We start from the raw sequence: 18,728 nt of genomic DNA on the forward strand, positions 1-18,728 counted from the left end.
TCATACCCAAAATAAATGCATACAAAAAGACGAGTCAATCGACTCGTCTCTCTAGGTTATACCGTTACTGCGCCTGCAACTTCTTTCGCAAGTGCTTCAGCTTTCGCTTTCGCGTCTGCAACGATCTCTTCGATTTTATCTGGGTATTGGTTCATCCCTTCGACCGCTACCGTCGTCACTTCAGATACACCGACGAACGCGAGCGCTTGGCGAAGGTATGCGTCTGCGAAGTTAAGGTCAGTTCCTGTGTAGATTCCGCCTGTCCCTTGGATGTGGATCGCTTGTTTGTTTTCAAGCAAGCCGACAGGACCTTGCTCCGTGTAACGGAACGTTTTACCTGCCATGAGCACGCTATCGAGGAACATTTTCATACGTGCTGGGAAGAAGAAGTTCCACATTGGAGTCGCGAACACGTAAAGGTCCGCTTCCATGAATTTCTCAAGCATGCCGCTCATTGTGCCTACCTTTTTTTCTTCTACATCAGTGAGCGCTTCGCCTGAAGCGAATTTGCCCCATGCACTGAGCACATCTCCGTCGATTTCTTGAACATCAACATCGTAGAGTTCGATTGCTTCCACTTCGATTGATGGATTTTCTGCTTGGAGTGTCGAAACGAATGTTTCTGCCACTTGTTTGCTGTATGAAAGTTCAGTTGGTTTCGGGTTAGCCGATACATATAATACTTTAGTCATCGTGTAATCCTCCATTTGTGTAATCTCTAATTTTTCAATAACAGTTAGAACTATATCATCTGTATATCTCATCGTCAATTATTTTAATTTCAAAATATTGAATAAAAAAGCAACGGGCTTTATTTGCCCGCTGCGTTATAACCGACTCGTTTCAATAACGAAATCAATTGTTCCGTCTCTTCATCACTTAACGGTCCATATATATCTTTGAAGATTTCAATATGTTGCGGATAGACGACGTCCATGAGCGCCTTTCCATCGTCTGTCAATGAAGCATATGTGACACGTCGGTCAGACGGGCAGGCGATTCGTTCAATCAGCCCTCGCTTCTCCAACTTATCGATCACATATGTCACGCTACCGCTCGTAATCAAAATCTGATCCCCAATTTGTTGCAACGGGGTGTCTCCTCGTTTATACAGTACGGATAAAACACCGAACTCTGTTGAATTTAACTGGTGGCGTCGTAAATCTTCTTTCACACGATCACTGATGGCATCCATCGTACGCGCAAGAACGACCCACGCCTTCAATTCAAGGGATTCAATCATGTCGGTTTCACCTCAATTCGTTCATCATATATCACTAGTATAGCAGGACTTATGCAGTAAAAGCCGAGAAAAATACTTCGTCAAGGAACTTCTTCATTGTCGCCCATGTCGGAAACGTTTAGAATGGTAGTATTGTGATTTTAAGAAAGGGTGGACCGTATGCGTGAGTATTACGAAATTTCATTGACGATTAAACGGGAGTTTTTGCATGCTGTCATCGATTTGTTGAATCGGGAAGGCATCGCACCGGACTATGCGCTCGAAAAAGAAGGCGCGGTCTTTTTATTATTCAATCATTTACCTTGGCCAAACGTGACCCGTGAACCGCATGCCGTGGAACGTTTCTTATTGACGTTGAAACGATCGGACTATTTATTCGTCAAAACGAAACGTAAATCACCGGTCCCCGATCATGAACCGGTCGCCTGTATGGGGGCTCTCGTCTCCCCGTTCAATGAACATTTGCGCATCGAACTTGCCGTGGACGAGTCGGAAGCAAGTCATTTAGATATGTCCGCATTCCGTCATTATTAAACAATCGAATGCCCAACGCATCCCCTTGAAGATTAGAGCGAGATAGCTAATCGACATGGGGATTTTTTAGGAGTATCTGCTTTCTTTGACGGGAATAAAGGACAGTATTCGAGTTGAAAAGGAGACATGTTGGAATGGACACAGTCATGTTAATCGTCAATCCATCCTCAGGGAAAGAGTTGGGGGAACAACACGCAACACATGCCGAAGAGGTGTTGCGCGAACGATATGGACACGTCGATGTCCGCTTCACTGAAAAGGAACAGGATGCGACGAACTTCGCACGTGAAGCGGCAGAAAAGCACTATCAGGCCGTGATTGCGATGGGTGGGGACGGAACCTTGAACGAAGCGGTGACCGGTCTAGCCGAGGCTACTCATCGACCTGACTTCGGCATCATTCCACTTGGGACGGTCAACGACCTCGCCCGTGCACTCGGTGTCCCAAGTGACCCTAAACAAGCAATCGAGGCTCTCCGCGACGCTGAACCGACACCGATGGATATCGGAAAGTATGAGAACGGTTATTTCATGAACGTCATCGCCATCGGGCTCATTGCCGAAGCTGTCGACGAAGTAAGTGTGGAAGAGAAGACGAAATGGGGACCGTTCGCTTACTTGATTGAGGGTGTAAAAGCGTTTCGTGAACATAGTCCTTATGAGTTGGCGCTTGACAGTAAAGACGGGGAGTTTGATGGCGAGGCTTATCTCGTCGTCATCGCCTTGACGAACTCGGTCGGAGGATTTGAAAACTTCGAACCGGACGCGCGACTTAATGATGGTCTTCTTCACGTCTATATCTTTGAAGAGCTCGGGTTAAAGGACGCACTTCAATTAACACCCGCCCTCTTTACAGGAAAGTTGAAGGAAACGGATAGCGTCACCTCATTTTGTACGTCACGGGTGAACGTGACCTCGCCTGATGCGCTTCCTGTAAATGCTGACGGGGACACAGGCGGCAAGCTACCGCTCACCTTTGAAGTATTGCCGAGCCACTTAAACGTATTAAAGCCGGTATAAGAGCAGGAATTTTGACGATTGAATCGAATGTGTTCAAGCGAGAAAGGAGAATGACCTATCAATATCTCACTTGTTCCATTAACAGTCGCATCCGGCGACATCGTCGATACATTCAATCGTTGGAATAACGATCCTGAGATCGTCCATCTTATTCGCCCGAGCCGCTCTAAAGAAGAATTGACCGCCCATTATGAGATGACGGTTGACGATTTAGAAGAACGACTCTTAACGCACGATATTTTCCTCATCTATGCAGATGACCATCTCGTCGGAGAAATGAACGTCATGTATGACCCGCCTCATTTATATCGACAAGAACCCGGTACAGCTTGGCTCGGTTTCGTCATCGGCGAATCTGTAGGTCGCGGAAAAGGCGTTGGCACAGAAGCTCTTCGTTTGTTAGAAGAGCAATTGCGAGCCAAACAAACACCTCGTATGGAACTTGGCGTATTCGCTTTCAACCATGCGGCCCATCGTCTCTATACGAAATGTGGATATCAAGAAATCGGCCGGATCGAGCACTTCACCTACTGGGACGGTCAATTTTGGTCCGATATTCGGATGGAAAAACGACTCGACGAAAAACCCTTTCACGCCAAGTGAAAGGGTTTTGACTTAGTTCTTTAAGTTCTCAACTTCGACAATCCGGAAGCCTTTTTTTCAAGCTTAGAGACAACCTTGTTTTTTTTGTCTTCTTCACAGTCTGGTGGTAGTGTCACGAGTACCCGTCGCAATACTTTACTTTTCGCATCGAGCGTCATCAAGCTCGCGATTGATGTATATTTGTTCACGATTTTCGTGATTTTCTCAAGTGCCCCAGCCTGTTCGCTCAAGGCGATTGTCAAGACGTAACTACCCGTGTCGCGACTCCATGCTTCTTCGAGCATCCCGAGCATCTTACCGTGGGGAAGAATGCCATAAAATTCATTGCTCTCATCTTTCAATACAGCAATGTACGGCAACTCTTTGATTGAGAAAAATACTTCAAAGAATCCATCTGACTCATGGACGTACTTTTGTGTATTCTTGATGAGTGTCATCACATTATCGTCCATGTTTTCCCCGTTCATTCCATGACGATAAATATGCATCTTGTAAATGTTACCGCGGAAAAATTTCCCCGTCTCGTCTAAAACAGGTACACAACGGTATCCTGTTTCTTCAAGCGTATGAAGCGCTTCCCGCAATGTTGCCTTTTCACTGATGGTGACAACATCTTTCTTCGGGATACATAAGCTATGCACTAACATGCGTTTTCCTCCCAGCCAATAATAAAGTGGTCTACACCCTATTCATTATTATTCCCCAAATATGATGAATATCCTGCATACTTTTTCTGAAAAGTTATGAACACTTCTCGTAATCCTTGCATTTGTCGGAATTCAAAAAAGTCGTTATAGTGAAACTATCCAAACAGACAAAGGGGATGGACGATAATGACGATGAAAAAAGCATTGACGATTGCCGGTTCTGACACAAGCGGCGGCGCGGGAATCCAAGCCGACCTCAAAACGATGGAAGAACTCGGTGTATACGGTATGACAGCTTTGACTGTCATCGTGGCACAAGACCCACATAACGCATGGAATCACGAAGTCTTTCCAATCGACACGACCTTGATCGAGAAACAAATCGATACGGTGCTCGCTGGAATTGGAGTCGATGCAGTGAAGACAGGTATGCTCCCGACACCTGAAATCATCGAACTCGCAGCACGGAAGATTAAAGAATACGGAATCCAGAATGCCGTCGTCGATCCGGTCATGGCATGTAAAGGTGCGGATGAGATTCTTGATCCGAACGTTGCGGTCGCGATGCGTCAACACCTCGTACCAGTCGCAAAAATCATCACACCGAACTTATTCGAGGCGCGTATGCTCGCTGGCCTTGATAAAACACCCGCAACGATGGACGAAATCAAAGAAGCCGCTCGTTTAATCCATGAACTCGGCGCAGAGATCGTCATCGTCAAAGTCGGTGGCAAACTCGGATTCGATACAGCATTCGACGTCTTGTACGACGGAAACGAATTCCGCCTTCTTGAAAGTGAAAAAATCGAGCCTGCGTTCACACACGGCGGCGGATGTACGTTCTCTTCTGCCATCGCAGCCTCACTCGCCAACGGTCACACGGTCGAAGAAGCGATTGAAATCGGAAAAGAGTTCATCACAGAAGCCGTTCGTCATTCATTCCGTCTCAACCAATACGTTGGACCGACGAACCATACCGGATACCGTAAAAAATTAGCAACACAATCGTAAACAGATGACCCGGAACTACGTGTTTCGGGTCATCCTTTCCATTGGAGGGACAGACGTGAAAGCGATTCAACCTGATCACATTCAGCACTATTTAGACAATCACGTCGCGACACCACTTTTCGTCCATGTCGAGACGACGAACGGTGCCTACGCGACACATAATGACCCGGACTTTCATAACGCCGGGATGTTTATCCGTAATGCCAAAATCGAATACAGCATCGGTCAAATTAAAGGAAATGGTCCCTATCGTGTCGGTTTAAAACTCGATCACGGTTGGCTCTATGTCGAGGGATTGACCGACTATGAAATGCACGAAGAACAGTTGTTACTCGCTGGTCACGATCGTCTCGGTCGTCTCGCATGTGCGCTGCACATCGATATCAAGCCGCTCCCACAAGGCGCATCGGAGGTGGAGAATCAATGAATGGACCGTTACTCGTCATATTCCCACACCCGGACGATGAGGCGTTCAGCTCGGCCGGAACGATTATACAACATCGTCAAAAAGGACTACCCGTCACATATGTCTGTTTGACGCTCGGTGAAATGGGACGTAATATGGGTTCTCCAATCTTTACGACACGTGAAGAACTACCGAAAATTCGAAAACATGAACTCGAAGAAGCATGTCGCATGATGGGCATCGAGGACCTGCGTATGTGGGGTCTTCGTGACAAGACCGTCGAATTTGAGGACGAGGCCGAGCTCGCTGGTCGCTTCCGCGCATTGATTGACGAAGTGAAGCCGGAAACCGTCATCTCATTCTATCCAGGATATGCCGTCCACCCGGACCATGAAGCGACAGCCCGTGCCGTCGTACGAGCGCTTCAAGAGATGGGCGAGACGCGCCCTAAGTTCTTAGGTGTCGCCTTTGACCGCCGCACAGAAGACGAACTCGGACAACCTCACGTCATCGTCGATGTAACGGAAGAGAGCGAACAAAAGAAAGATGCCCTGTTTGCCCACCGGTCTCAGACGGAAGGTCTGCTTCGTGCGATCGATAACGCAGAAAACGCCCACGTCATGGAGTTACTCCAACGTGAGCGCTTCTATCATTATCCGTTCTCATGATTCATAGGCTAGACGGGTCATATAAAGCAATGCCCCGACGGTCCCAAGACCGATTAACGTTCCGAATACTACAACGATTTGTCCCATGTTTTCACCTCTTCTAGACTTTACGAACAATTCCATTCATTGGTTTCAAACACGTGCTATTCGCACGTGTTTTTTTAGAAGTAAAGAACGTAAATCACGATGGCCAATACGATTCGATAGACCGCAAACGGCATCAATTTTACTTTGTTGATCAATTTCAAAAAGAACTTAATCGAAAGAAGCGCGAATAAAAACGCGCTGACGAAGCCGACGACAAACACGGGTAGCGTATCGAGCGTGAAATACGTCCACTTGCTATAGAGTGACAATGCACTCGCTCCAAACATGATCGGTACCGCCATGATGAACGTAAAATCTGCCGCTGCCCGGTGACTCATTCCGAGGAGAACCCCTCCAGAAATCGTTGAACCGGACCGTGAGAACCCTGGCCATAGCGAAAAACATTGAATCAAGCCGACACCAAGTGCTTGCTTATACGTGATGTCATCGAGCGTAGCGGTCGTCTGACGCTTCACACCGGATAAATCTGCAGCAATCATAAAGAATGCCCCAATGACTAACCCAATCAACACCGTCTTGACCGAGAAGAGATGTGTATCGATGTAGTCCTCAAACAGTACACCGAGGACGCCAGCAGGCAACAATCCGATCAAAATATGTACGAGATTGAATTGGCGCGCGGTTCCACTTTGTCTTAGGGTGAGCAAAGACTTCGGATTCAGTAACGCTTTGAACCGGTCCCGAAAGACGACCACGACCGCTAAAATCGACCCTAATTGAATGACGATTTTAAACGTGTTCGCTACTTCCTGACCTAAAAATTGACTCGAATTCAACCAGAGACCGTCCACGAGAATCATATGACCGGTCGACGAGACTGGGGCAAATTCCGTCAATCCCTCGACGACACCTAACAAAAATCCTACAAATAATTCATACCATTCCACGTTGTTTCTCCTATTGACTCGTTAAGATTGTTCTCATCATACACTTCTCGGCACAATCTTTCGTCCGTCTTAAGACGTAAAAACAGACATGGCTTATGACCCATGTCTGTAAAAATTATCGGGCGGTCGCATGAACGAACCAAACGACAAGCCCAATTAAGATGAACGCCAAAAATAGCGACACTATCGTTCCTACAATAAAGACCAGCCCCAACACGAGGATACCGAGATGCCATAGCATCGAGACAGATGATTCCGTCGTCGCTCGGATATCGGAAGGCACCTGATGATGCAAGAGCCCAAAATAGAGTGGCTCCATCGCACCATACAATAGAGCTAGGAGTCCCATCACCCCGATTCCAATCGGACTCGGGAACAACCCGACTAGGAGAAATCCACCGCCCATTAACCAACCGAACCCGTTTAACCAACGCTTGGATGACGCAAATCGTATAAATGTCCCCGCAAAAAGTTGACCAGGTAACTGAATCAAAAGCAGGACGCTTGAAATGGCACCGAACCAATAGATCGGGATGTATACATCACGTGCATACAGTTGCCAGAACTCATCGATGAAATTGAATGCGGACACGGCTGCCAAAAATCCGATGGTGACGTTACGAAGGGATGTGTGAGACCACACAAATTGAAATCCTTTCAACAAGTGCCGCCACGTCAATCGGTCTTCTCCTTCGCCGTGAACGGGTTCAACGAGAAATAAGCTACACACGGTCGCCATCAATAAACTGAGAATGGAAAGTCTGTAGTTCCACTCCAATGGAAGGTATTGAGCCAACATACTGCCACTCCATGCTGCCGTCACAGCGGCCATAATCCCAATCGCGTTCAGTTTTCCAAGAACCCGTTCGAACGACGACGCTTCATGACTTTCTTGTAATGACTCGTATAGCAGCGCATTCTCTGCCCCACTTCGAATGACCGACCCAATGGCCGAACAGCAGATGGCGACAAAAAATCCGCTGAAGGTGAACGAGTATAACAAGATCCAAAACGATAACCACTCCAAGGTTACACCTGCCTGAATCAGCCGACGCCGTGTCGTTCGGTCCGCCCACACGCCGGTCGGCACCTCGAACAAGACGATGATGAGCGCATAGATCATCTCCAAGTAGACGACTTCTTGAATGGTGATGCCTCGCGATTCCCAAAACAACCGTTCAATCACGTATGCGGGAATCAGCCCTTCAAACCAACGAATCCACCCTAACCAAACAATGTTTCGACGAACTTAACTCGGTGAACGTGCTCGTTTTTTTTTTTAAATCTCCTCCTTACTTGTCTATTCAAAAAAAAACAAAAAAACCACGAGATTCCTCTCGTGGTCGACGTGTTATTTTAATAAGTTGAGAATCTCACGATTGAATGCCGGAATATCATCTGGTTGACGGCTCGTCACAAGCTGATTTTGACAGACAACGACTTCTTTGTCCGCATATTTCGCTCCGGCATACTCCATATCGACTTTAATCGATTTATAGCCGGTTGCGTCACGACCTTCTAACGTCTTCGCCGTAATCAACAGCTGTGGTCCGTGACAGATTGCAAAGACAGGCTTCTTCGCATCCATGAAGGCTTTGGCGAACGAAACAAAACGCTCGTCTTCTCGCAATAAGTCAGGGGAGAACCCGCCAGGTAAAAGAAGGGCATCAAAATCTTCCGGCGATACATCATCAATCGATTGATCGATGTTCACTTTCGCCTCTCCTTGCTTTCCTTCCACCGTGTTGCCAGCTTTCTTCTCGATTGTCACGACGTCATGTCCCGCATCCACCAATGCGTCACGGGGACCCGTGAATTCTACATCTTCAAACATATCTGTAATGAGCGTTGCTACTTTTGCCATGTTCTAAACACTCCCTCTGTTTGTTTTATGCACATAGGGACTGTTCCACTGGCATGAATCAATTAAACATCTTCAGGAGCATTCAACGGAACTTCGAGACGTACGGATAGTCGCGTTCAAAAAATCGATACGGATAGTCACGCGCCTCGCCCGTGTTCGGGATGCCAATGCGTGGACCCGCCTCAATCACTACTCCAGCCTCACCCTCCACGATATAGAGTGGGTCTTGTTGAAAGGAATGACCGTATAAATCCATCGTGATTCCGAGTGCTTTCGTCAACTTCCCTGGGCCGTTCGTCTGGTCATATCGCTTCACCCCAGGACGATTCGTTGCAATCCATTCATGGCCTTGAATCGGTTCGACAGCTCGAATCAAGACGGCTTCTGGTGTGCCGACTGGTCCACTAACCACGTTCAAGAGCGTATGCGTATGCATCTGATAGGTGTACACATGCCCCGGTTTCCCAAACATGACTTCCGTTCGCTTCGTCCGACGCCCTCCGAAGCTATGCGCTGCTCGGTCGATGGCACCGAGGTAAGCTTCCGTCTCGACAATCTTCGCGATGATGTCACCTTCTGGATGTCGCCTCACCAAATATTGCCCGAGTAAGGCACGCGCCAAGTCAAGTGTCGGTTGTTCATAAAATGCTAAATCGAGTCGCTTCATGGTTCCACCTCCATTTGTTTCATTTTCTCAAAAATCGTAGCTTGCACACAAAAAAGATGCCCTGCATGGCAGGACACCTGGACGTTATGATGCGATTTTGAGCGATTCACGTTGCTTTCCCAATCGGACGTATCCCAAAATGATGGAGAAGACCGGGCTGAGCCAGAGGAAGAAGGCAAACGGTGCGTATTCCAATACAGGTACGCCGAGTGTCGCTGCGAAGAATGCGCCAGAAACTCCCCACGGAATGAGCGGGTTGATGACGGTCCCGCCATCTTCAAGTGCCCGTGACAAGTAGCGCGGGTCGATCCCACGATCGATAAACCCTTGCTTGAACGCCTGACCCGGCAAGAGAATCGACAAGTACTGTTCTCCCGCGAGCAAGTTGACCCCAATCGAGCTGAGGACGACTGATAGGACCGAGCTCCCTGGTGATTTCAAACGCTCGAGCAACGATTCAACGATGGCTTGGAAGACACCGAGTTCACGTAACAAGCCACCGAACGCGAGGGCGATCAAGACGAGACTGACCGACCAGAGCATCGACTCAAGACCACCACGATCGAGTACCGTCGCAATCGTTTCATTCTCGACACCTGATTTGAAGCCCGACTGCATGACACCGAGCCAGTTCGAGATGCTCCAGTTTCCTTGAACAAAACCGGCCGTCAACACACCCGCGAACATCCCAACGAGCATCGTCGGTAAGACCGGCATCCGACGGAACGCAAGCACTGCGACGAGCACAGGGGCAATCAACGTGAGCCATGGGAGGTCGAAACGTCCACTGAGCGCGGCTTGCGCCTCTGCGATTTGTGCCGTGTCGGCAGTTTGACCGCTACGTCCGAGGAACGTGAATAAAATCAACGTGATGATGAACGCTGGAATCGTCGTCCCCATCATGAAGCGAATGTGGTCGAACAGTTTGACCCCCGCCACTGCCGGCGCAAAGTTCGTCGTATCCGACAACGGGCTCATCTTGTCTCCGAAGAGGGCACCCGACACGATGGCACCTGCAGCGAGCGCTGGCGAGATGCCTAGTGCCGTCCCGATTCCAAATAAGGCGACACCGACCGTTCCGACGGTTGTAAAGGCGCTTCCTGTGAAGGTCGAGACGATCATCGTGATCAACAAGACACTCGGCAAGAACCATTCAGCAGAGATTGTATTTAGACCGATGGAGAGGATCGTCGCGACCGTCCCGGACATTTGCCATACTCCGATGAGCATCCCAATCAACAACAAAATCAACACCGGCATGATCGCTTCACGAATTCCGTTGATCATCGCCGTTTCAATCTGTTTGAAGTCGCGTGAACGATAATACGCATATCCACCTACTATTAACATTGTGCCAAAAATCGCCATATGTGGCGACGCTTTGGCCAAAAACATCAGTGCGAGCAAGGTAATCCCGCTCATCAACACGACGAATACAGCTTCTTTTCCTTTCATCTGCATCGACGTCCCCTCCTTTCGTTATATCTTCTTTATTTATTATTTCGCCTAACCGCTTAAACGCTTTTATGCACAAAAGCATGTCAGTGATGTTTTTTACTATACTCGCTTCCTTTCTCCCTGTCAAACGTCTTTTTATGATAAATTATATGCTTGAGGGTGACCTCCGGAGTTCGTAACCTCCTCCGACATCAAAACTAGCGAAAAGGAAGTGTGCTTCATAAAAAAAAAAAAAAGCATTGGTCGTCTTTAGTGGTGGCCAAGATTCAACTACCTGCCGCAACACGAAAAAGCATTGGTCGTCTTTAGTGGTGGCCAAGATTCAACTACCTGCCTGTTTTGGGCAAAACAACAATTCTCTCATGTGGAGGCGGTGACGTTCGCATATGGTCAACGCCATGATGCGGAAATCGAAGTCGCCAAAGAAATTGCGACAGAACTCGATGTCCCACACCACATCCTCGATTTGTCCCTACTCGGACAACTCACTTCAAACGCGCTCACGAGACACGATCTCGACATCGACAATGCGGACGTCCCAAACACGTTCGTCGATGGACGCAACCATCTATTCTTATCGTTTGCAGCCGTCATGGCCAAACAACTCGGTATGCATCACATCGTGACCGGTGTATGTGAAACGGACTTTTCAGGTTACCCGGATTGCCGAGACCAATTCATCAAATCACTCAATGTGACACTCAATTTAGCGATGGATTATCCATTTGTCATCGACACACCGCTCATGTGGCTCGATAAAAAAGAAACGTGGGCTCTCGCCGACGAACTCGGTGCCTTTGACTATGTCAAAGAACGCACGCTTACTTGCTACAACGGTGTCATCGGTTCAGGTTGTGGAGAATGTCCGGCGTGTAAGCTTCGTCAAAACGGACTTACAGCTTACGAGGAGGTGCGCGTATGAAACATGCTCCATTCCTCGCTCCGACCAGTGTCGAATCAAAGCAAGAAGGATCGCTCATCTACTGTCCGCATCGCGTTCAAATCGTCAAAGAAGTAACGTTCGACGCGGCGCACCATCTCTTTGACTATGACGGCAAATGTCGTGCCCTTCATGGTCATACGTATAAGCTCCAGATGGGTGTCAGCGGCTTTCTCGACAATCGCGGCATGACACTCGATTTTGGTGATTTGAAAAAGATCTTCAAAGAAGAGCTTGAGCCGTATCTCGATCATCGCTATTTAAACGAGTCACTCCCTTATATGAATACAACTGCAGAAAACATGTGTTATTGGATTTTTGAACAACTGGCGACACACTTGCCAAATGAACGCGACGTCCGTGTCGAGTTCGTCCGTCTGTATGAAACGCCAACGTCTTACGCTGAGTTCCGCCGTGAATGGTTGGTGGAATCGTGAAAATCCCTGTTCTTGAAGTGTTCGGACCGACCTTTCAAGGAGAAGGACGCGCCATCGGACAAAAGACGATGTTCGTTCGGACCGCCGGTTGCGATTATCGCTGTTCGTGGTGCGATTCCGCCTTTACGTGGGACGGTTCAGAAAAACCGGACATGCTGACAGCCGATGAGGTGATTGCTCGCCTGGATGCACTTGGTATGTACGATTACGTCACCATCTCGGGTGGCAATCCACTCCTTATCGCGGCTATGGGAGACCTGGTCGAGAAGTTGAAAGAACGAGGCGTCACACTCGCCGTCGAGACGCAAGGCAGCCGCTATCAAGACTGGCTCACACAAATCGATGACGTGACCCTCAGTCCAAAACCTCCATCGTCTGGTATGAAAACGAACTGGGAGCAACTAGACGCTATCGTCGAACGGTTGCGCCCGGAGCAGACGACATTCAAAGTTGCTGTCTTTGATGAAGTGGACCTTGCCTACGCGAAAGAAGTGCAGCAGCGCTACTCACCGGACGTCATGTATTTGTCGGCTGGTAACCCGGAGCCCGGTGCAGACGGCGACATCACCGATGCCCAGCTCCGTCGTTTGAAACAACTATGGGAAGACGTTGCACGTGATCCGTCATGGCAAAGCGTCCGCGTCCTACCGCAACTACACACATTACTGTACGCCAACGAACGTGGCGTGTAAGGAGAATGAACATGAGACCAGAAGACTTACAAGACCTCTCGCTCCTCGGACAGAAGAGCGTCCCTTATATTTTTGAATACACACCAGACGTTCTGGAGGCGTTCCCGAACCGTCATCCTGAGAACGACTACTTCGTTAAATTCAACGCACCAGAATTCACATCGTTATGCCCGATCACGAACCAACCGGACTTCGCAACCATCTACATCTCATACATCCCGGATGAGAAACTCGTCGAGTCGAAGTCGTTGAAGTTGTACTTGTTTAGCTTCCGTAACCACGGTGACTTCCACGAGAACTGCATCAACGTCATTGGGAAAGATCTCGTGAAATTGATGGAACCGCGCTATCTCGAAGTGTGGGGGAAATTCACACCACGTGGCGGTATCTCGATCGATCCGTACTACAACTACGGAAAACCGGGTACAAAAAACGAAAAAATGGCGGAGCATCGTCTGTTCAACCATGACCTGTATCCAGAGACGGTTGACAACCGTTAATTGAAAAGTAGGCGCTCCATCTGGAGTCGCCTACTTTTTTTGATAGCGATGAATCTGTCGCTTAATCGGTTCGCGGAACACGGTCGCAACGAGCGTCAACACGAGCATGATCCCAAATGCCAAGGCGATGAGCGTCCAATCCCCACTGGCGATACTACTCCCGAGAAAATTGTTCGCGAACGCCCCGGGAATCATACCAACGACGGTCGCAAACAGATAGGCGAGTACGTTTACTTTTGCCAAACCAGAAGCATAGCTGACCAAATCGAAATTGACGAGCGGGATGAGACGTAAGATGAGGACGTAAAAGAAACCATCTTCTTCGATTTTATGCTGAATGGCTTCGTAATTCGTTGATTCGAAGTGATGCAAGAAACGATCGCCGAAATAAATTGCCACATAATACGCAACAAGCGCACTCAATGTCGCCCCGATGACGGTATAGATGATGCCCGGTAACATCCCAAACGCCAAGCCGCCGGCGACCGACAAGACGGACGTGGGAAACAAGATGAGCGGACGAACGGTGAACAATAAAATGTAAATGAGCGGAGCCAACCATCCGAATTGAATGATGTAGTCCCGAATATCGCCTGGGCTTACGTCAATCCACTGATAAAGGAATGTCGCCGTCCCGAACAGGAGTAGGATGAGTGCAACCATCCATTGTATCTTCCACTTCTTCATCGTCCTCCTCCTCTCTATTTGCTTTTATTCCCGTAATCGAGGATGTCATCCACCTTTTTTCAGCCATCTCGATGTGGTACGGTTAGAAAAAGCAGAAGGAGGAAATCGATATGAACCTTGCAGATGCCCTAACATTGAAACAGTTGCTCCATGAGCAAATCGATACATTGACCGAAGAGATTGAGCATGTGGCGTTCATCTCGCTTCAAGCGAATGAATCCATTCCGACCATTCAGTCCCGTTCCCTTCAAGACATCGAGATGGAACTTGAACACATTCGTCTAGACTTACGTCAGCTCGACCGTCTCATTCAAGAGGCGAACGTCCAAGCCGTCGTTGAGACGCATGACGGTCCGCTCCCGCTCGTCGAGGCAATCGAGCTCGCCATTCAGTTACGTGTCCAGGCACGACTTTATGAGAAATTATCGCTTCGTCCGAAGAAAGACTATGTGCACGGAGTTACCGTGATCAAACACGCCTTATATGACCCCGAACTATATCGTTTAAAAGCACGCGATATTAAGAAGCGTGCCATTCGAATCGAAAGTGCCATTCAGGCCGTCCGTTATCAGACTGACATTGAATTTGATGCATCACGATATATGTAAAAAAGCGAAGGGATTCCTTCGCTTTTTTACATATGGTCATGGTGATTGTGATGGATATCATGATGACTCGATGAAGAAGAACGTCGACGTGGAGGTGCCTCATCAGCAAATTTTTCTCCGTCCAAAATCCCGAGACGCTTATATTGACGACCGACCCGCTCTTTTGTCTCTTCGCGAACAGTGCTCGACTCCATCACCAATTGGTAGCATCCGAGCGCGACACGAAACGGTTCCATGCGTGTCCGTTCAATCGAGAAGGAATCGACGCCACGTAAATAGTCTGCCAATCGCTCGGCCGTCTCGTCGGCTGGATCATCTGCAAGCTGTGAGGCGAAGTGTTGTAAGTCCTTCAATGTATTTGATGTTTTAGAGTAGCTCACTCCCGATTTGATAAATCCAAATATAATCAGACCGAACACAACCATGAAAATGATTGGAAACACACCAAATAGTCCGCTAAAGAATGAGTCCCCTATCGAGCTATCGAACGGATCCCCGCCAAATCCAAATACTATCATTTCAAACTCCCCCTTTTTTTTTTTGTATGCTCACATATTAAAATAGGTTTCAACAAAAAAACCGCGATCACACGACCGCGGCATCGATTCAACTGTTCAGTTGTTTCTCCATCATGATGCGTGGCTCGCCATCTTCTGTGTAGGCGCCCATGATGTCATATCCGCAAAGGAGGTTCAAAATGATGACCCCTTTGTTCGTATTGCGTGCTTTCGTCCGAATCGAATGGAACCCTTGCGCTTCGACCCATTCGAGTTGCGTATCCATCAGCTTGCGACCGATGCCATGCTTTTGGAAGTCCGGATGTACGCCGCCCGCCCAGCTGTAAAATCGATAAGGCTCCGCCTCATAGCCAATTTTAAAGCCGACCAGTTCCTCTTCCGAGAAAGCCAGTAACACTAGCGGATTGGCGTGCCGATATAAACGCTCTTTAAAACGCAACTGATCGAGGTCGCCATATAACGTGCGATACAGTCGGAAAAAGTCCTCTTCAAAATCCTTAAAGTTGTTTGTCACATCTTTTACGATAAATGAACTCGTCGTACTCATCGTGCCATCCCCTTTCAGTTTCTGGACAAAGATTCCGTACGTCTGTTCATTTCGCCGTTCATTCTGAATTTCCTGTCTCCCGTTCAAAAGCCGTGACACCTTTTTGTTTATAAAGTCCGAGCGTACGTTTCGGCAAACTCTTGACCATCCAGTCTTTAAAAATACGTGCCTGATCCTCGACAGGCAGTTCATAGCCCTCCGTCACGATATGTCGCGACCGTGTCGTGACATCGTACAAGGAAATTGCCGCCGCCACGGAGATGTTCAAACTCTGAACGTATCCTTGCATCGGAATGACAAAGTTTCCATCCGCCTTCTTCAATGCCGCTTCCGACACACCACTATGTTCATTCCCGAATAAAAGAACTGTCGGCTTCGACACATCCACTTCTTCGAGCGGAATTGCTTCCTCACTCAATGCCGTCGCATATACTTGATAACCGTCTTCTTTTAAAGCGTCAATCGCCTCTTCAATGGAGCCATGCTCGACGACGTCCACCCAGCGGTCGGCACTCTTGGCGATAATCGAGTTTGGTTTGAACTTCGCACGCCCTTCGACGACGTGCAGCGTCTGCACCCCGAACGCATCGGCCGAACGCAATACGGCAGATTGGTTATGCGGATCGTCCACACCTTCCGTCAAAATCGTGATATGGTTCGTTCGTGTATTCAATACTTCATACATCCGTTTGATGCGATCTGGCATGAGCATCTCATATAGAGGAAGATCGTCTTCCTGCAATACACCCTTCTGCAACAACTCTTCTTTTAATTCAATCTGCTCTTCTTTCGTCAAAGCAGATGTCGTCTGTCTCCAACCCATCTTTCTCGCTCCCTTCAACCTATCATATTGTATCTAGATTCGATTCGACTGACAAGTTCGCCTCACATCTGCTATTCTCACTTCGGAAATGAAAACAAATGAAAATAGCGAAAACGGTTGCATGAATTTATGCAATCGATTACAATCATTTATGCAAGCGATTGCACTATTGGCAAACACAAAAATAGATAAAACTCCCTCACAGGAAGGAAGCGTATAGCATGAAACAATTGATCTCATTCGATTTCTGGCAGAAACTCGGTAAGGCCTTGATGGTCGTCATCGCCGTCATGCCGGCTGCCGGTTTGATGATTTCCATCGGAAAATTGATTGGAATGTCAGCCGGAGATGTCGGTATCTTATTAACAACAGCTCGTATCATTGAAGATTTAGGTTGGGGCATCATCGTCAACTTACATATCCTCTTCGCAGTCGCGATTGGTGGTTCGTGGGCAAAAGATCGTGCAGGCGGTGCATTCGCAGCACTTCTCGCCTTCATCTTGATCAACCGTGTCACAGGTGCCATCTTCGGTGTCAACGGTGCCATGCTTCAAGATCCGGAAGCGACAATCGAGTCACTCTTCGGTGCGAACCTTGTCGTCGCTGATTACTTCACATCTGTACTCGGCTCACCTGCCCTCAACATGGGTGTGTTCGTCGGGATTATCGCCGGTTTCCTCGGTGGTGCACTATATAACCGTTTCTACAACTTCAACAAGTTGCCGAACGCTCTCTCGTTCTTCAACGGGAAGCGCTTCGTACCATTCGTCGTTATCCTTGGTTCAGTCGTTGCTGCCATCGTTCTATCGATTCTATGGCCAACCATCCAAGGTGCACTCAACAGCTTTGGTGAATGGATTGCCACATCACGTAACACGGCGCCTGTCCTCGCACCGTTCATCTACGGTGCGCTCGAACGTCTCCTCTTGCCGTTCGGTTTACACCACATGCTCACAGTACCAATGAACTACACAGAGCTCGGTGGAACGTATACGATTTTAACAGGTGCGACAGCTGGATCGGTCGTTGCCGGTCAAGACCCACTCTGGTTGGCATGGGTGACGGACCTCGTCAACTTGCGTGCTGCTGGTGATACGGCCGCATACAACGCGCTTCTCGCTGATGTCGTTCCAGCACGCTTCAAAGTCGGCCAAGTCATCTTGTCATTCGCTGCATTGATTGGTGCCGCGTATGCGATGTACCGCAACGTCGACGCGGATAAGAAGGCACAATACAAGCCGATGTTCTTATCAGCCGGACTCGCTGTCTTCTTGACAGGTGTCACAGAACCGATCGAATTCATGTTTATGTTCGTCGCACCAGTTCTTTATGTCGTTTACGCACTCATGGCCGGTGCTGCCTTCGCATTGGCAGATATCATCGACTTACGAGTACACGCCTTCGGTGCAATCGAACTCTTGACGCGCATTCCGATGATTGTCAAAGCAGGACTTCTTCAAGACTTGATCAACTTCGTGCTCGTCGCTGTCGTGTTCTTCTTCCTCAACTTCGGTGTCTTCAACTTCTTCATTAAGAAGATGAACCTACCGACGCCAGGACGTAACGGGAACTACATGGAAAAAAAGACAGAAAAATCATCCGTTACAGGTAACGAACAAGTCATGGGGATTATTGCACTTCTCGGTGGGGAAGAAAACATTGAGGATGTCGACGCATGTATGACTCGTCTTCGTGTGACCGTTAAAGACGTTACACTCGTCTCTGACGAAAAAGAATGGAAGAAAAATGGCGCTATGGGTCTTATCGTGAAAGACCGTGGAGTCCAAGCCATCTATGGCCCGAAAGCCGACGTATTGAAATCAGACATTCAAGACGTCATCGGTGCATAATCTACTGGCCA

Annotated in this window: 23 protein-coding genes and 1 pseudogene; 12 read left to right on the top strand and 12 right to left on the bottom strand. The window is 48.3% G+C overall.

Translation table 11 applies throughout. The annotated features are described in order from the left end of the window. Nucleotides 1–56: 56 nt before the first annotated feature. Nucleotides 57–692: an FMN-dependent NADH-azoreductase gene (locus tag BBB58_RS01030; RefSeq protein ID WP_074034944.1), complete on the bottom strand. Its 636-nt coding sequence runs from the start codon at nucleotides 690–692 to the stop codon at nucleotides 57–59. Nucleotides 693–811: 119 nt separating this feature from the next. Then, nucleotides 812–1,243 carry a MarR family winged helix-turn-helix transcriptional regulator gene (locus tag BBB58_RS01035; RefSeq protein ID WP_047795835.1) on the bottom strand — a complete coding sequence of 144 codons (432 nt, stop codon included), beginning with the start codon at nucleotides 1,241–1,243 and terminating at the stop codon, nucleotides 812–814. 159 nt (nucleotides 1,244–1,402) lie between these two features. Between BBB58_RS01035 and BBB58_RS01040 the strand changes: the two genes are divergently transcribed. From BBB58_RS01040 to BBB58_RS01050, 3 genes are all read left to right on the top strand, one after another. Then, nucleotides 1,403–1,777: a hypothetical protein gene (locus BBB58_RS01040; protein ID WP_015880488.1), complete on the top strand. Its 375-nt coding sequence runs from the start codon at nucleotides 1,403–1,405 to the stop codon at nucleotides 1,775–1,777. Nucleotides 1,778–1,911: 134 nt separating this feature from the next. After that, nucleotides 1,912–2,796, top strand: a complete 885-nt coding sequence (locus BBB58_RS01045) for a diacylglycerol/lipid kinase family protein (RefSeq protein WP_074034946.1) — start codon at nucleotides 1,912–1,914, stop codon at nucleotides 2,794–2,796. Nucleotides 2,797–2,859: 63 nt separating this feature from the next. Then, nucleotides 2,860–3,399 (top strand): GNAT family N-acetyltransferase, encoded by a 540-nt coding sequence (locus tag BBB58_RS01050; RefSeq protein ID WP_264093167.1) that lies wholly within the window; start codon nucleotides 2,860–2,862, stop codon nucleotides 3,397–3,399. Nucleotides 3,400–3,411: 12 nt separating this feature from the next. On the opposite strand, the pseudogene cbpA reads toward BBB58_RS01050, so the two are convergent. Continuing rightward, a pseudogene (gene cbpA, locus BBB58_RS01055) lies at nucleotides 3,412–4,046 on the bottom strand (cyclic di-AMP binding protein CbpA). Nucleotides 4,047–4,232: 186 nt separating this feature from the next. Between cbpA and pdxK the strand changes: the two are divergent. From pdxK to bshB2, 3 genes are read left to right on the top strand one after another with little or no spacing between them, the layout of a single operon-like run. Then, entirely contained in the window at nucleotides 4,233–5,057 is an 825-nt protein-coding gene (gene pdxK / locus BBB58_RS01060) for a pyridoxine/pyridoxal/pyridoxamine kinase (protein ID WP_074034950.1), read from the top strand. A gap of 55 nt (nucleotides 5,058–5,112) precedes the next feature. Continuing rightward, on the top strand, nucleotides 5,113–5,484 hold the full coding sequence (locus BBB58_RS01065; RefSeq protein ID WP_074034952.1) for a YojF family protein: 372 nt from the start codon (nucleotides 5,113–5,115) through the stop codon (nucleotides 5,482–5,484). Continuing rightward, nucleotides 5,481–6,131 carry a bacillithiol biosynthesis deacetylase BshB2 gene (gene bshB2 / locus BBB58_RS01070; RefSeq protein WP_074034954.1) on the top strand — a complete coding sequence of 217 codons (651 nt, stop codon included), beginning with the start codon at nucleotides 5,481–5,483 and terminating at the stop codon, nucleotides 6,129–6,131. Before BBB58_RS01065 ends, bshB2 begins: the two co-directional genes overlap by 4 nt. Before the next feature lie 161 nt (nucleotides 6,132–6,292). Here bshB2 and BBB58_RS01075 read toward each other — a convergent pair whose 3' ends face one another. The 5 genes from BBB58_RS01075 to nhaC form a co-directional block, all read right to left on the bottom strand. Continuing rightward, nucleotides 6,293–7,126 (bottom strand): undecaprenyl-diphosphate phosphatase, encoded by an 834-nt coding sequence (locus BBB58_RS01075; RefSeq protein WP_074034956.1) that lies wholly within the window; start codon nucleotides 7,124–7,126, stop codon nucleotides 6,293–6,295. 115 nt (nucleotides 7,127–7,241) lie between these two features. Further along, nucleotides 7,242–8,312, bottom strand: a complete 1,071-nt coding sequence (locus tag BBB58_RS01080) for an MFS transporter (protein WP_074034958.1) — start codon at nucleotides 8,310–8,312, stop codon at nucleotides 7,242–7,244. 165 nt (nucleotides 8,313–8,477) lie between these two features. Beyond that, nucleotides 8,478–8,990, bottom strand: coding sequence for a type 1 glutamine amidotransferase domain-containing protein (locus BBB58_RS01085; RefSeq protein ID WP_026824537.1), 513 nt, complete (start codon nucleotides 8,988–8,990; stop codon nucleotides 8,478–8,480). Nucleotides 8,991–9,072: 82 nt separating this feature from the next. Continuing rightward, nucleotides 9,073–9,657, bottom strand: a complete 585-nt coding sequence (locus BBB58_RS01090) for a DNA-3-methyladenine glycosylase (protein WP_074034959.1) — start codon at nucleotides 9,655–9,657, stop codon at nucleotides 9,073–9,075. 84 nt (nucleotides 9,658–9,741) lie between these two features. Further along, nucleotides 9,742–11,118: a Na+/H+ antiporter NhaC gene (nhaC, locus tag BBB58_RS01095; protein WP_074034960.1), complete on the bottom strand. Its 1,377-nt coding sequence runs from the start codon at nucleotides 11,116–11,118 to the stop codon at nucleotides 9,742–9,744. 271 nt (nucleotides 11,119–11,389) lie between these two features. Between nhaC and queC the strand changes: the two genes are divergently transcribed. The 4 genes from queC to queF are packed head-to-tail and all read left to right on the top strand — an operon-like array spanning nucleotide 11,390 to nucleotide 13,684. Beyond that, nucleotides 11,390–12,037 (top strand): 7-cyano-7-deazaguanine synthase QueC, encoded by a 648-nt coding sequence (gene queC, locus BBB58_RS01100; RefSeq protein WP_074034962.1) that lies wholly within the window; start codon nucleotides 11,390–11,392, stop codon nucleotides 12,035–12,037. Continuing rightward, nucleotides 12,034–12,492 carry a 6-carboxytetrahydropterin synthase QueD gene (gene queD, locus BBB58_RS01105; protein ID WP_015880475.1) on the top strand — a complete coding sequence of 153 codons (459 nt, stop codon included), beginning with the start codon at nucleotides 12,034–12,036 and terminating at the stop codon, nucleotides 12,490–12,492. The genes queC and queD overlap by 4 nt, the downstream gene beginning before the upstream one ends. Beyond that, complete coding sequence (gene queE / locus BBB58_RS01110; RefSeq protein WP_031424381.1) at nucleotides 12,474–13,184, top strand: 7-carboxy-7-deazaguanine synthase QueE; 711 nt, start codon at nucleotides 12,474–12,476, stop codon at nucleotides 13,182–13,184. The genes queD and queE overlap by 19 nt, the downstream gene beginning before the upstream one ends. 11 nt (nucleotides 13,185–13,195) lie before the next feature. Next, a complete protein-coding gene (gene queF / locus BBB58_RS01115) occupies nucleotides 13,196–13,684 on the top strand; it encodes a preQ(1) synthase (protein WP_074034964.1) in 489 nt (162 codons plus the stop codon). 30 nt (nucleotides 13,685–13,714) lie between these two features. On the opposite strand, the gene BBB58_RS01120 is transcribed toward queF, so the two are convergent. Further along, nucleotides 13,715–14,371 (bottom strand): TVP38/TMEM64 family protein, encoded by a 657-nt coding sequence (locus tag BBB58_RS01120; protein WP_074034966.1) that lies wholly within the window; start codon nucleotides 14,369–14,371, stop codon nucleotides 13,715–13,717. Nucleotides 14,372–14,481: 110 nt separating this feature from the next. Here BBB58_RS01120 and BBB58_RS01125 point away from each other — a divergent pair, with 110 nt between their 5' ends. Then, nucleotides 14,482–14,979, top strand: a complete 498-nt coding sequence (locus BBB58_RS01125; RefSeq protein WP_074034967.1) for a hypothetical protein — start codon at nucleotides 14,482–14,484, stop codon at nucleotides 14,977–14,979. A gap of 26 nt (nucleotides 14,980–15,005) precedes the next feature. On the opposite strand, the gene BBB58_RS01130 is transcribed toward BBB58_RS01125, so the two are convergent. From BBB58_RS01130 to BBB58_RS01140, 3 genes are all read right to left on the bottom strand, one after another. Continuing rightward, complete coding sequence (locus BBB58_RS01130; RefSeq protein ID WP_074034968.1) at nucleotides 15,006–15,497, bottom strand: TenA family protein; 492 nt, start codon at nucleotides 15,495–15,497, stop codon at nucleotides 15,006–15,008. Nucleotides 15,498–15,585: 88 nt separating this feature from the next. Then, nucleotides 15,586–16,131: a GNAT family N-acetyltransferase gene (locus tag BBB58_RS01135; protein ID WP_074034970.1), complete on the bottom strand. Its 546-nt coding sequence runs from the start codon at nucleotides 16,129–16,131 to the stop codon at nucleotides 15,586–15,588. Continuing rightward, nucleotides 16,103–16,867, bottom strand: a complete 765-nt coding sequence (locus BBB58_RS01140) for a TrmH family RNA methyltransferase (protein WP_074034971.1) — start codon at nucleotides 16,865–16,867, stop codon at nucleotides 16,103–16,105. The genes BBB58_RS01135 and BBB58_RS01140 overlap by 29 nt, the downstream gene beginning before the upstream one ends. 221 nt (nucleotides 16,868–17,088) lie before the next feature. Between BBB58_RS01140 and BBB58_RS01145 the strand changes: the two genes are divergently transcribed. Then, on the top strand, nucleotides 17,089–18,717 hold the full coding sequence (locus BBB58_RS01145; RefSeq protein ID WP_074034972.1) for a PTS transporter subunit IIBC: 1,629 nt from the start codon (nucleotides 17,089–17,091) through the stop codon (nucleotides 18,715–18,717). Nucleotides 18,718–18,728: the final 11 nt, after the last annotated feature.

It is taken from the genome of Exiguobacterium profundum, from assembly GCF_001909285.1.
Taxonomy (GTDB): Bacteria; Bacillota; Bacilli; order Exiguobacteriales; family Exiguobacteriaceae; genus Exiguobacterium; species Exiguobacterium profundum.

Coding starts and splice junctions, on each gene's coding strand:
- queF (WP_074034964.1), top strand. CDS start 13,196: ATGAGACCAGAAGACTTACAAGACCTCTCGCTCCTCGGACAGAAGAGC.
- bshB2 (WP_074034954.1), top strand. CDS start 5,481: ATGAATGGACCGTTACTCGTCATATTCCCACACCCGGACGATGAGGCG.
- BBB58_RS01140 (WP_074034971.1), bottom strand. CDS start 16,867: ATGGGTTGGAGACAGACGACATCTGCTTTGACGAAAGAAGAGCAGATT.
- BBB58_RS01125 (WP_074034967.1), top strand. CDS start 14,482: ATGAACCTTGCAGATGCCCTAACATTGAAACAGTTGCTCCATGAGCAA.
- BBB58_RS01085 (WP_026824537.1), bottom strand. CDS start 8,990: ATGGCAAAAGTAGCAACGCTCATTACAGATATGTTTGAAGATGTAGAA.
- BBB58_RS01090 (WP_074034959.1), bottom strand. CDS start 9,657: ATGAAGCGACTCGATTTAGCATTTTATGAACAACCGACACTTGACTTG.
- BBB58_RS01145 (WP_074034972.1), top strand. CDS start 17,089: ATGAAACAATTGATCTCATTCGATTTCTGGCAGAAACTCGGTAAGGCC.
- BBB58_RS01120 (WP_074034966.1), bottom strand. CDS start 14,371: ATGAAGAAGTGGAAGATACAATGGATGGTTGCACTCATCCTACTCCTG.
- queE (WP_031424381.1), top strand. CDS start 12,474: ATGGTTGGTGGAATCGTGAAAATCCCTGTTCTTGAAGTGTTCGGACCG.
- nhaC (WP_074034960.1), bottom strand. CDS start 11,118: ATGCAGATGAAAGGAAAAGAAGCTGTATTCGTCGTGTTGATGAGCGGG.
- BBB58_RS01030 (WP_074034944.1), bottom strand. CDS start 692: ATGACTAAAGTATTATATGTATCGGCTAACCCGAAACCAACTGAACTT.
- BBB58_RS01040 (WP_015880488.1), top strand. CDS start 1,403: ATGCGTGAGTATTACGAAATTTCATTGACGATTAAACGGGAGTTTTTG.
- queD (WP_015880475.1), top strand. CDS start 12,034: ATGAAACATGCTCCATTCCTCGCTCCGACCAGTGTCGAATCAAAGCAA.
- BBB58_RS01130 (WP_074034968.1), bottom strand. CDS start 15,497: ATGATAGTATTTGGATTTGGCGGGGATCCGTTCGATAGCTCGATAGGG.
- pdxK (WP_074034950.1), top strand. CDS start 4,233: ATGACGATGAAAAAAGCATTGACGATTGCCGGTTCTGACACAAGCGGC.
- BBB58_RS01045 (WP_074034946.1), top strand. CDS start 1,912: ATGGACACAGTCATGTTAATCGTCAATCCATCCTCAGGGAAAGAGTTG.
- BBB58_RS01035 (WP_047795835.1), bottom strand. CDS start 1,243: ATGATTGAATCCCTTGAATTGAAGGCGTGGGTCGTTCTTGCGCGTACG.